At 61.7% G+C, this 12376-nt stretch carries 11 protein-coding genes; 7 read left to right on the top strand and 4 right to left on the bottom strand.

From position 1 onward, the window contains the following. Positions 1-44: 44 nt before the first annotated feature. From repC to repA, 3 genes are all read right to left on the bottom strand, one after another. Positions 45-1268, bottom strand: coding sequence for a plasmid replication protein RepC (repC, locus tag Q7V03_RS14560; protein ID WP_304926320.1), 1224 nt, complete (start codon positions 1266-1268; stop codon positions 45-47). A 166-nt stretch (positions 1269-1434) separates the two neighbouring features. Then, entirely contained in the window at positions 1435-2361 is a 927-nt protein-coding gene (gene repB, locus Q7V03_RS14555) for a plasmid partitioning protein RepB (RefSeq protein WP_304926319.1), read from the bottom strand. After that, complete coding sequence (gene repA, locus Q7V03_RS14550; protein ID WP_304926318.1) at positions 2362-3537, bottom strand: plasmid partitioning protein RepA; 1176 nt, start codon at positions 3535-3537, stop codon at positions 2362-2364. It lies immediately after the preceding gene. 254 nt (positions 3538-3791) lie between these two features. On the opposite strand from repA, the gene Q7V03_RS14545 reads away from it, so the two are divergent. The 4 genes from Q7V03_RS14545 (at position 3792) to Q7V03_RS14530 (ending at position 7413) form a co-directional block, all read left to right on the top strand. Further along, entirely contained in the window at positions 3792-4784 is a 993-nt protein-coding gene (locus tag Q7V03_RS14545) for a ParB/RepB/Spo0J family partition protein (RefSeq protein WP_304926317.1), read from the top strand. Between the two features lie 210 nt (positions 4785-4994). Beyond that, a complete protein-coding gene (locus Q7V03_RS14540; protein WP_304926316.1) occupies positions 4995-6251 on the top strand; it encodes an MFS transporter in 1257 nt (418 codons plus the stop codon). Between the two features lie 270 nt (positions 6252-6521). Beyond that, on the top strand, positions 6522-6725 hold the full coding sequence (locus tag Q7V03_RS14535; RefSeq protein WP_304926315.1) for a DUF4172 domain-containing protein: 204 nt from the start codon (positions 6522-6524) through the stop codon (positions 6723-6725). 61 nt (positions 6726-6786) lie between these two features. After that, entirely contained in the window at positions 6787-7413 is a 627-nt protein-coding gene (locus Q7V03_RS14530; protein WP_304926314.1) for a Fic family protein, read from the top strand. A gap of 22 nt (positions 7414-7435) precedes the next feature. Here the strand turns inward: Q7V03_RS14530 and Q7V03_RS14525 are convergent, their stop codons facing one another. Further along, complete coding sequence (locus Q7V03_RS14525) at positions 7436-8548, bottom strand: tyrosine-type recombinase/integrase (RefSeq protein WP_304926361.1); 1113 nt, start codon at positions 8546-8548, stop codon at positions 7436-7438. Positions 8549-8664: 116 nt separating this feature from the next. On the opposite strand from Q7V03_RS14525, the gene Q7V03_RS14520 reads away from it, so the two are divergent. From Q7V03_RS14520 to Q7V03_RS14510, 3 genes are all read left to right on the top strand, one after another. Then, positions 8665-10266, top strand: coding sequence for a Mu transposase C-terminal domain-containing protein (locus tag Q7V03_RS14520; RefSeq protein ID WP_304926313.1), 1602 nt, complete (start codon positions 8665-8667; stop codon positions 10264-10266). Continuing rightward, on the top strand, positions 10263-11132 hold the full coding sequence (locus tag Q7V03_RS14515; RefSeq protein WP_304926312.1) for a TniB family NTP-binding protein: 870 nt from the start codon (positions 10263-10265) through the stop codon (positions 11130-11132). The genes Q7V03_RS14520 and Q7V03_RS14515 overlap by 4 nt, the downstream gene beginning before the upstream one ends. A gap of 404 nt (positions 11133-11536) precedes the next feature. Beyond that, positions 11537-12079 (top strand): hypothetical protein, encoded by a 543-nt coding sequence (locus Q7V03_RS14510; protein WP_304926311.1) that lies wholly within the window; start codon positions 11537-11539, stop codon positions 12077-12079. Positions 12080-12376: the final 297 nt, after the last annotated feature.

The raw sequence follows: 12376 nt of genomic DNA, 5'->3' as shown, positions 1-12376 counted from the left end.
AGTTGACAGCTGACAACTTCGCGCCCAGTTGACAGCTGTCAACCTCACGCCGCCCGCGCGGTTTCAGTGTTCAACAAAGCCATAATCATCGGCCCCGCCGAAAATCCGCCAGCCGCAGCCTTGCCCGACAGCGCCCGTAGATACCCACCCGGATTGGAAATACTGCCAATCCGCTGCATCATCGCCACCACGGCGATCGCCGCCGTCTCTGGCCCCATGAAACGTTGCGCCTCTTGCCAAGCCGAAGCACTGATCCCCATCATGCCGCGCACTTCCGACGCCACCACGACCAAATCGCGCCATTGCGTCAAGTTCGATCGCGCATAGGGTAAAATATCCGGGCAGGCTTTCAACACCAATACCAGCGGAATACTTGGCATCTGCGCTGCATCTTGCGCCCCATCATCCGGGTCATCCTGCTGCGCCAGTTCAGGGACAAGATTCTCCTGCCCCGCGCCCCTGCCTGTTTCTAGGCAAGGTTCAAATACATAAGAGTCTTGTTTTGAATTCGTATGGTGACGCTCATTATGAGCGGCAGTGCCATACTTTTCTTCTGTATTGCTTTCAATCATCAGCCGCAAAGCCTGTAAAATACTCCCAGCTTCGCCCAGAAGTCCCGCCACGACACCCGCGTCCATCTTGCGCCGCAATGCCGCCCGCAGCGGCAGCAACCGCGCCTCCAGGCCCGCCCAATCGCCCGGCAGACAGGCTTCGATGCCATAAGCCAGCAGCTTGGCCGCATCGCGCATCCGCAGCACCAAAGCCGCGCGCGCGCGGTGCAGGCGGTCAGCGGCCTCGGCCACCTCCGCCGCTGCCGCCACAATATCGCCCGCGCGCAGCAACAAGGGCCGCAGATCAAGCCCAAACGCCTGCACCAGCGCGCCCGACCGATCCCGCGCCGCATAGCGCTTGCCGTTCGGGCTGTCTTGCCGCCACACCAGCCCCGCGCCCACCAGCACCGCCAAATGCCGCCGCAGCGTGCTTTCCGCCATGCCATGCGCCCGGTCTGACAGCGAGGCATTTGATGGAAACACCACCAGATCGGCGCCATCCTCCAGCGCCTTGGCAGGCAGGAAGGTCAGCAGCGCATACAGCACCGACAGATCGCGGTCACTAACGCCAAACCGCCCGCGCGCAGTGCGCAAGTCGTTGAAAAGCGACCATTTATCAATCCGGGGCAGGGGGGCTTCATCCCTTAAGGCACGCGCCGCCAACAGCCCAGCCGTCATCGCTTGCCGCCCAAACGGCGTCACGGAAATATGCTTCATTGGGGTATCACGCGGCAAAACTGCTCCGGCCGCTGAAATCAGCGGTTGACAGCCGAGCATAAGAGGGCCTATTTCTTGAAGTGCAAAGACAAGAATGGGCCTCTCGGAATGTCATTTCCGGGGGGCTTTTTGTTATGCCGAAGCGTGCCTCCTTTCTGGTTCAGGGTTACGCATCAGGCTTGCCGTTCTGCCAGTCGCGCAGCAGGGCGGGAAGATTGTCCAAAAGCCAGTCCTCAAACCCAGCGGTTTGCGCCAGACGCAGCTTTAGTGTCATTGTTGTGGCCCCCAAAGATGCCTCGGCCAGCGGCGCACCGCCCTCGGCCAGCACCACGCGCGGGGCCTCGCGGGGCAGGGGGGGCGCAGCGCGCGCAGGCTTGGCGGTCAGATGATGCCACACCGCCTGAAACCGCGCGTCCGAACTCTCGCCCACAGCCGCGGCCACACCGTCGCCGCCCGCCTCGATCAGATCCGCCAACGCAAGCCAACGATCCCGCCCAACAGACGGCGCCGCGCCAATCGCCTCGATCAGCGCAGACGGCAACCGCCCCGCCACCGACAGCATCCGCGAGGCAAGGGTTTTATCCACCGAAAGCGCATCGCAGATCACCTTGCGATCATAGCCCGCATCCTGCAACTGCCGCGCAAAGTTGACCTTTTCGATGAACGACAGATCGCGCCGCGCGGTGTTTTCCTGCCCCTGCGCCAGCACCAGCGCCCGGTCATCCAGATCACGCACCAGCGCTTTGACCGGCTGGCCAAGCGCGCGCATCGCCAGCACCCGGCGGCGGCCGTAAACGATTTGATAGCGCCCATCTTGATCAGGGTGCGGGCGCACCAGAACCGGCACCTGCTGGCCATATTCACCGATAGAGCGCGCCAAAGCGCTGTCGTCCACCGGATCGCTTTCCAGCCGATCCTGCAAGCCGCCCGCCTCAATCAGATCGGGGTCCAACTCGATCACCGCCCGCGCCTTCAGATCGGCAATCGAGCGTGAAACCGCCCCAATCGCCCCCTTTTGCGCCCGAGGTGGCCCGGCTGCCGTCGAGGGGGCAGGGGTCGCCAGCAATCCGATCAACACATCTTTGCGTGCCATTTACCGCCCCCATGCCGCTTGAATCAGGTCTTCAATCTCGCCATTCACCGCGTTCAGGCTTTCCATCGCGCGCTCGTAAGTGGCGCGGGTGAAATCGGCTTTTTCCACCTCATACAGGGTCTGCTTGGTTAGGCCTGCATCGGAAATTGCTGTTGATTTCAAAACGGTATGGTTCAGCACATGATCGCCAAACAGGCTGCGCATAAAGCTGACCATCTGGTTTTGCGGCCCATCCCCCGGCTCGTAGCGCGTCACCAGATAGCGCAGCCAATCGTAACTCATATTGCCGCCCGCATCCGCCACCACGCCCAATAGGTTCGAGGTCATCAGCAAAAACTGACACATGCTCATCACATCCAGCATCTGCGGATGCACCGTCACCAGAACGGAAGTGGCCGCAGACAAAGCCGACATGGTCAGAAACCCCAGTTGCGGCGGACAGTCGATCACGACCAGATCGTAATCGCCTTCCACCTGCGCCAAGGCATCGGAAATTCTGGTAAAGAAAAGATTACCGCCACGCTCGGCCAGCACACGCGGCGTGTCATGTTCAAATTCCATCAGCTCCAGATTGCCGGGAATCAGATGCAGGTTGGTGAAATAGGTCGGGCGGATAATATCGCGCAGGCGCACCGGATCATCATAGCGGATCGCATCATACAGCGTGCCGCCATCCGCCAGATCAAACTCGGGTTGATAGCCGTGCAGCGCCGACAGACTGGCCTGCGGGTCCAGATCAATCGCCAGCACCTTATAGCCATCCAGCGCCGCCTTTTGCGCCAGATGCGCCGCCGTGGTGGTCTTGCCAGAGCCGCCCTTGAAGTTGATCACGGTGATCACCTGCAAATGGTCCCCCGCCCGCCGCCCCGGCAGGTAGGTGCCCGGTGCCTTCGCGCCCAGTTCCAGCATCTGCCGCAACGCCATGATATCTTGCGAAGAATACAACCGCCGCCCGCCAGCCCCGGTTTGCGGCTGCGGCCCGCGCCCCTCCAGCGACAGCTTGCGAAGGTAAGCATCCTTGACGCCCAGCAGCCCCGCGACCTCGCCACTGCTGAACGACCGCAGTTGCTTTTGCGCATTGGGCGGGAAAAGCTGCGTGCGATGCGCCATCAGGCGCTCCGATAGCTTGGCCGCATGTTCCCCGACCAAACGGTCGATCCGGTCTTTTCGTTGCATTGCCCACTGCCCAGACTTTGTGTCTAACACCGTTTGTTACGGCATTTATCGGTTATTTCCGTTTATACCGTAATTGAATGGCGTAGGAATCCGAGTCGCGCAAGACATTTCTGTATGTTGTGGTGAGTGAAGTGAAAACCACAAGTCATTCCCCGCGGGGAAGGGGTTTTTACGGCGCGCGGGCGCGAAAACCTTCTGAAACAGCTTTGCAGTCAAGCTCTCCACAGAAGCAGCCTTATTTCACAGGAAATGCCATGTCCCTGACTCGCCCATTTCTCGCCGCGCCGAACCCTGAACTGCCGATGCAAACCCTGCCGGACCCCCTCCACATGACACCCGCAGGCGTGCAGATCCAGTTTATCCCACTCGATGCAATCAGCACCAAAAGATTGCAACGCGATCGCTCCTGTCACATCGACCCACAAATTGATGATCTGAAAGCCTCGATTCTTGCCACAGGCCTGTCAAATCCGATTCGCATTGACATCTCACGTCCCGGCACGGTGGAACTGGTGCAAGGCTGGCGCAGACTGTCTGCCTACCGCGCCCTGTTGGCAGATACAGGGTTGGACTGCTTCGCCGCGATTCCCGCCATTCCGGTCGATGAATACACCACCACGGCAAAGCTTTACCGTCGCATGGTGGATGAAAACATGGTGCGCAAAGATCTGTCTTGGGCCGAAATGGGCCGCATCGCCATGGTGTATAAAGACCAGAATGCAGCCGATTTTGACAGCCTTGAAGAAGCCATCGACACCCTGTTCGCCTCGGCCAGCCCGCAAAAGCGCAACTACATCCGCCACTTTGCCGAGCTGACCCACCGTCTGGAAAAGGTGCTGGCGTTTCCCGAAGCCATGCCGCGCGCGCTTGGCATTGCGCTGAACCAAGCCTTGAAAAGCGAATCCGGGCGCACCGCCGCCCTGTGCCGCGCCCTGCGCGCCAATCCCCAGCGCGATGCGGCGACCGAGCTCGACATCCTGCGCCATTTCGCAACCGAGCCCGAGGCCCCCGACCGCTTTGAAGACAACCCGCTTGCACCGCGTGGTCTTTACACCCCCACAAAACCCGGCAAAGCCCGCAGCCCCGCGCGCGCCGAAGCCTTGGTACGGCTGGATCTGATGGGCGGCGCCGTCACCTGCACGATGGCCCCCGGTCGGGTGGAACTGCACCTTGACCGCGATTTCAGCCAAACCCCGCGCAACCGCCTCGAATCTGCCGTCGCCGCCTTCTGCGCCGCTTTAGGCTAGCGCCGCCAACCGATCCGCACCAGCAGGGCAAGGGGGCGGTGGATCGGGCAGCGGTCGGGCGCGCTTGCGGCGGGGGTCGGTCTGGGTCTGGCTTGGGCGCTTGGCGCCAGCTTTCCGCAGTTTGCGCCGGCGTGAACCCTTCCGATTTCACTGGCCCCGCCGCACAGCAGGACCATATCTAACGCACCTCGTTGCAAAGGCCCCCAACGCATGCAGACCGCCCACCCCACCCGTGGCACCCGCCACTACCCCCGCGTTAGCCTCTATGCGCTGCTGCTGGCCGCAACCGGGATCCCGCTTTACATCCACCTGCCGCAGTTCGCCGCGATCAATCTGGGCATCAGTCTGGGCACCATCGGCACCATTCTGCTGCTGATCCGGGTCATCGACCTTGCGCAAGATCCGCTGATCGGCTGGGCGATAGACCGCTGGCCGCGCCTGCAAAGCACTTTCGCGATGGCGGCCGTGGCGGGGCTGGCGGTGGGCTTTCCACTGTTGTTTTCGCTGTCACGCGGGCCGCATGTCGTGGCGCAACTGGTGGCGGCACTGGTCTTGCTGTTTTCCGCCTACAGCCTTGGCACAATTCTGCTTTATGGCCGCAGCGCCACCTTGGCCGAGCGCCCTGAACCCCAAGCCCTGCTGACCCTCGCCGCCTACCGTGAAGGCGGCATGTTGGCTGGCGTTATACTTGCGGCAATGGCCCCGGCGGTTCTGGTGGCACTGGGGGCCGGGGGGCAGGGCTATGCCGCGTTTGGGCTGGTGTTGGGCGGGCTGGCGGTGATCACGGCGGTGTTCAGCTATTCCATCTGGCAGCGCCCGGTGGTTATGGGAGAGTCGTTCTCGCTTGCCGGGTTGGCCCAGGCCGGCGCGCTGCGGATACTGGTGCTGGCCTTGGTCAACAGCCTGCCCGTCGCCATCACCTCGACGCTGTTTTTGTTCTTTGTCGAAGATCGGTTGCAACTGCCGGGCAGGGCAGGGGGGTTGCTGGCGCTGTTCTTCCTGAGCGCAGGCCTCAGCGTGCCGGTGTGGACGCGCATCAGCCAACGGCTGGGGGCCAAGACCACGCTGCTGATCTCGATGCCTTTGGCAATCCTTGGCTTTGCGGGGGCTGCCTTTCTTGCGCCCGGCGATTATCTGGGCTTTGCCATCATCTGCGTGGCAGCCGGGGCGGCGCTTGGGTCTGACACCATCCTGCTGCCCGCGATGTTTTCGGTGGCGCTGACACGGGCAGGGCTGAAAGCCTCGCTTGCCTTCGGCATCTGGGCGTTTGCGGGCAAACTGGGGCTGGCGCTGGCGGCTTTTATCGTGATGCCGCTGCTGCAATGGAACGGTTTCATGCCGGGGCAAGTGAACAGCCCACAAGCCCTGACCACCCTGAACATGGCCTATGCGGTGATCCCCTGCGTGCTGAAACTGGCAGCGCTTGCCTTGGTGGTCGCCTTGCCGTCTGAGGATAATCTGCAATGACGCCATCCCGCCGGGGGGTGTCGCAAACTTTCGTCTTCCTGCGGCCTGGCGGATAACGATCAACGCGTCACCGGGCCGCAGCAGATCAATCAGTCGCGCAAGGATGGGTCGGTTGCGACAGCCACCCAAGGCTTGTGCCTCAAAAATTTCCAAACAACCCCGCCGCGCGCCGCCCCTGAACGCAACGAACTGCCCTGAAGAGAGGAAAAGCCTTCATATTCTCTTCATATCTTGCTGGAATGTGAGGAGAATAAGCGACATATTCTCCTCATGGATCTTTGGCGAACCCCTGCATGGCCGCGCTTCCGGCATGACGCGACCGCAACCGAAGGACCGCTTGCGGACTTTTCTGCGCGTCTTGGGTCGATCAAAGGCCTTCAAACCGCACTAAGTGCAGACGAACGGCGCGAGATTTTTCTGCGCGCGGTGACAAGCGAAGCGGTTGCCAGCTTCGCGATCGACGGTGCCGCCTAGCGCGCCGATGATATTGCAGCATCTGTGGTGGCATCGCGCGCCCATCGGGGTGCCGAGCAATATGCAGGAACTTCTGAGCAGCCTTGAATCTGACGACCGCCCAGTGCCCATTCGCGCTGCTGTGGCGCATCTATGGTTTGAATCCATTCATCCGTTCAGTGATGGCAACGGGCGAATTGGCCGGGCGCTTGTCGAAGATGTCTTTGCCCAGGATGCGGCTTTGCCGTTTTCCCTGTCGCGCCAGATCGAGGCCGACAAGCTGGGCTACTATCGCGCCCTTCAAGCCGGTCGCACTGTCTCGGGGGGCCATATCGATGCCACGCCGTTCGTCCTGTGGTTTCTGGAACGCCTGACTGCCGGGATCAGCGAAGCCGAGGCCGAGGCTCGGTTTCTGGTTGCGCGAAACGGGTTCTTCCTGCGGTTTCCCGGTCTTCCACCCCGCAGCGAAAAGGTTCTGCGCCGACTCTTTGCCGAAGGAGCGCAACGGGTGTCCGAGGGTATTAGTGCCAGTCCTTTCGCGAAGATGGCGGGAGTTTCGCTTGCCACAGCGACCCGGGATTTGGCTGAACTGGAGGCCAGAGGCGCAATCCTGCGCGGCACCGAAGGCGGCAGATCGACGCGCTACATGTTGCATCTGTCCTTAGAGCGAAACGAGCAGGGCCAATTGGGCATGCCCCTTGAGTTCTGATCGCATTTTGTGGCTTCCGCCTTCAAAGCCCCGCCGCTTTTGTCAGATTGACCCGGAACCTGTCGCGCCTGCGCTGATACCTGCGGGTCATTTCGGCTGAGGCATGACCAAGTTGCTTTTGGACATAGCGCTCATCCACTTCGGCGCTGCTGGCCAGGCCCGCGCGCAAGCTGTGGCCGGAGTAGAGCTTGATCCGCTCCGCCTCTGGCAGGTCAGGTCGGATGCCTGCTTCCCGGACCGTCTGCTTGATCAGGCGGGCGACATGCTTGTCGCTGAGCCGGTCCTGCGTTGCCTTCAGCCCGTTGCGAGAGACAGCGACGAAGATCGGACCGAAGTCGATCCTGGCGTAGTGCAGCCATTGCGTCAGGGCCTGCACCGGACAGGTCTGGTCAGCGGAGCCGCGACCAATTTCAACCTCGCGCCAGCCGGTCTTGCCGCGCAGCGTGAGAACGGCGCCGTCGTCGAGGATTTTGACCCAGCCGCCGCTGTCGGGCGTGTCGTCGCGACCGTGGTCAAGGCTGACGATCTCTGACCGCCGCAAGCCCCCGGCAAAGCCCACCAGCAGGATCGCCCGGTCGCGCAGGCCCCGCAGGTCGTGGGGCAGGGTGGCCAGCATGTCGCGGATGTCGTCGGGCAGGATCGCTTCCTTCTGCACCGGCGGCCTTGCGTGCTTGCGGCGGATCCCGGCGAGCACGCTGGCAATGTGGCGGTCTTTGCGGTCAAGCCGCTGACCGCGTTGCGCATAGCCCCAGCCGAGACCCGAGAGCCGGCGTTCGATGGACGCAACCGATAGGGCAGCGGACCTGCCGGAAGGTGCCGCGAGATCCGCGATGTAAAGGCCGATCAGCCCGGGTGAGGCGGGCAGGGGGTCCGCGCCCCGCATCCTGCACCAACGGGCAAATTGCGCCCAGTCTTTGGCATAGGCTTTCAGGGTATTTTCTGAAACCGCCTGACGGGCGTAGTCGCGGGCGGTCTCCACCAGCCGGTCGAGCGTGCCGGAACCTGCGACAGCAGAGGGCAGGGTAATCGGGCGCGCGCCCAAGCGAATGTTGTCGTCGCCTTCGTGGGCATCGGGGCCAATTGACCGGTCTGAAGTGTCAGCTGACCGTTTTTCATGAGACGTCGGATCGTTCATTTCCAAGGTGTTATCCGATTCAGATTTACTGAGACAGCTGCATTTATGTTGAGACTAGGCTATAATTTGATTCGGATATAGTGAGATTACGTTTTTCACCTGCTCACGGGACGATCATGGATCGCACGGATGTCGATGATGCGGAGTGGGAGCGCGCCGTCGCTCATGCCGAGGTGCTGCGGCGTTTGCCGAGCCGTCCGAGCCAGGTCGAGCTCGCGGATGCGGCAGCTGAGCTTGGGGTGAGCCGGGCTACTCTGTTTCGGTGGCTGAAGCGCTTCCAGCAGGATGATCGTGCCAGTGTCCTGATCAGCCGAAAAGCTGGTCGTCGGCCAGGGATTGATGCCTTCGATCCGGATGTGAAGACGATTGTCGATGAGGCGATCAGGACCTTCTACGCTACGTTGGAACGGCCAACGCTGACCCGGCTTTGGAACCATATCTCCCTCCATTGCCGGAAGAATGCACTGATCCCGCCGTCGATCAGGCGCCTGAAGGCCTATCTTGCGACGCTCGACACAGAAGCGCTGGTGCGTCGACGGGAAGGAAAATCCCGGGCGGAAGCGCAATTTTTGGCTTTGCCAGGAGAGTTGACCGCCCAGCATCCGCTACAGATTGTCCAGATCGACCATACCAAGGTCGACGTAACGGTGGTCGACCCGATCGAACGGCTTCCGATCGGCCGACCGATCCTGACCATCGCGATCGATGTCTGTACCAGGATGGTGTTGGGGTTCCATCTTTCCCTTGAGGCGCCATCGGTGACATCTGTGGCTCTGTGCCTGACGCATGTGATCATCGACAAGGCAGGCTGGTTGCGAGATCGCGGGATCTCTCTCGATTGGCCGACCAGTGGTATCCCGGAATGCATCCATGTCGATAACGGCGCCGAATTTCACTCACGCGCCTTCCGGCGCGGTTGCGACGAGCACAACATCGCACTGACTTACCGCCCGCCGGGGACACCAAGGTTCGGAGGGCATATCGAGCGCCTGATCGGCACGATGATGGGAGCAGTGCATCTGCTGCCAGGGACGCATTTCTCGAATGTCATGGAGAAGGGCGAGTATGATTCCGAGGCGCGCGCGGTGATGACCTTGCGGGAGCTGGAGATCTGGCTGTCGCTGGAGATCATTGGCTACCATGCAGGTCTGCATCGGGGAATCGGGCGACCCCCTGTTGCCGCCTGGCTAGAGGGGGTCGGCGCCCGCCCGGTGCGGCAGTCGCGCGATCCGCTGGTGTTTCTGATCGATTTCCTGCCGTTTGATACCCGTGTGCTGCGTCGGACGGGCATCAACATTCACGCCATCCGCTACTGGTCCGATGGCTTTGCTCCTTGGATCGGGCGATGCGAGGAGAAGGTCGTTGTCAAATATGACCCGAGGGATCTCAGCCGGATATTCGTCAAGCTGGATGAGGCCTGGCTCATGGCGCCGACGCGCAACCTTGGGCGTCCAGCCATCACACTATGGGAGCAAAAAGCGGCGTCTCGTGCGCTGCGCGCACGTGGCCGCCGTGAGATCGATGAAGAAACCATCTTCGAGACGATCGCCGCGCAACGCGCTCTGGTCGATCAGGCGACCCGAGACACAATGCAATCTCGCAGGTCGCGGGCACGGCGCGCGCATCTGCAGAGGCCACAACCGAAGCAGACCGTGAACATTCCGACGGATGAGCCGGTGATTTCGCTGCCGCATTTCCCCACGGAGGTCTGGGAATGACCGCGCTGCGCCATCTCGATCCGGCTGTGTGGCCCTATGTCGATCTGCCTGAGCGCGAGCGCATCGAGCACATCCGCCTAGATCGCTGGATCGATTACCCACGGGCCCGCGAAGCCTTGGACAAGCTTGAGGAACTGCTGATGTTTCCCAAACGTGCACGGATGCCGAACCTGCTGATTTCCGGGGCTTCGGGCATGGGCAAGACGATGATCATCGAAAAATTCGTGCGCGCGCATCCGGCCGACTTTAACCGCGAGACGGGCATCCATTGTCGCCCCGTGGTCGTCGTGCAGATGGTCGCATCTCCGGATGAGGGGCGCTTTTACCATCGGCTGCTGTCGGTAATCGGCGCGCCACCGCCGACCCGTGCGACGATCGGGCAACTGGAAACCCAGGCGCTCCGCCTGCTTCAGGAGATTGAGCCCCGCATGCTGGTGATCGACGAGGTGCAGAACCTGATCGCCGGAACCTACAGGGAACAGCGCAGGATGCTCAATCTGTTGCGCTTTCTGGGAAACGAATTGCGGATACCGCTGGTCTGTCTGGGCTCGCACGAGGCGCGTGACGCGATCCGCGGGGATGCTCATCTGAACAGCAGGTTCGAGCCTTATGGGCTGCCGCCCTGGCGCAACGATGCCAATTTTCAGGGGTTGATCGGCGGACTCCTGCGATCCTTGCCGTTGCGCCTGCCAACGGAACTGACCGACAGTGCGCTCCGTCGGCTGGTCGATGCCAGCGGAGGCATAACGGCGGCGGTCTTCCGGATGATCACGGAGCTTGCAGTGAACGCCATTCTTGCAGGCGCTGAGCGGATCACGCCGGAAGCTATCCTCAACTACCGTGTTTCCACATCGGGGGCATCCTAACAACGGTGGGGCAGGGGAGGGAGCCGCTGCCGGTCGTGCCGCCGCCATTGGCGGACGAACGCCTCAGTTCCTAGATCGCACGCAGTGCCGATGTTTACCGGGTCTCGCCGGAAGAGTTCCAGACACATGTGGGATGGGCGCGTGCGGCAATTGAACTGGACGTTGATCCCGACCCGGGCGATCTGGCGCGGATGGCCTATGGAATGCACACGTCGGTCGACCAGTTGCTGGCGATGACGTTTCACGCTGATCCGCCCCGATATCGGAGCTTGCTGCGGCTGAATGGGCGGGAAACATGCTCCGCATGTTCTGACAGTCTGGCGAGGGCGCCAAGGCTCCGGGCCTGGGCGTTCACCTTCTCGTTCTGGTGCGATCGACACCACCGGCTCTTGCAAAGCAGTGATATGCGGGGTGCCAGCCTCCTCGGCGGTGAAGCGTCCGCTTATCGCGGCGCCGAATTGCTGCGCCGATGGGCTATGGGCGAAGATGGAGGGGCGGTTTCAGTCCACTCCGCCTTGTTGCTTCTGTTGTCGTCCCTGCGCAGGCCGGCACCGCCGGCGCCTTGGGAATTGGCGCGACTGCCGCCATGTCGTCAGGGGGATCCGGCCCTGCGGTCGCGAGGGTTCACACAGCAGGTCCTGTCAGCTGTTGTGCCGGAATTCAATCTGGCCGTGCCGATCTATGACCGGTGTAATCCATCAAGGATCGCGGATTTGCCGATGGCCCCGCGCGCGGAGCGCTATGCGCTCGCGATCGGCGTTGCGCGCATCCTAAAGAACCCGATCAATACCGCAGTCCACGTCCTGAGTGCCAGTGAGGAGCCGTGCCGCGCCAAGCTGATGGCGCAGATGGACTCCTGGCCGGTGACCATTCGAATGGCGATCATTCGCAGCTTCGCGGCACGCCGGAAGAACGGGGCGGGGCGAAGGGTGAAGCGGAAATTGTGAGACTATGCAACAGATGCGGCGTGGTTTCGCGTGAAGGCCATGTCGACCGGATTTCAGCGGATTAGCGGGAATCCGGCATCAGAGAGCGGTCTGTGGCCCACATTTCGGCGCCTTGGATCCCGACGAGTCTCACGAAAACCGGTCTGCTGACAAGAATGTCGGATGGTCGAGGTTTCTGAGGCTGGGGTCCATTTGTTTTCAATAGGTTGCCTATGTCGCATTTCTGAGACTGATTCAGGGTATGTGAGACTGGACGTCGATTGAGTCACCATTGGTGAGACTATCCAGCATCCGTGC

The sequence above is a fragment of the Cypionkella sp. genome, from assembly GCF_030652235.1.
In the GTDB taxonomy this organism is placed as follows: domain Bacteria; phylum Pseudomonadota; class Alphaproteobacteria; order Rhodobacterales; family Rhodobacteraceae; genus Cypionkella.
Note: the sequence above shows the minus strand (reverse complement) of the source record. Positions and strands in the feature narration are given on the sequence as shown.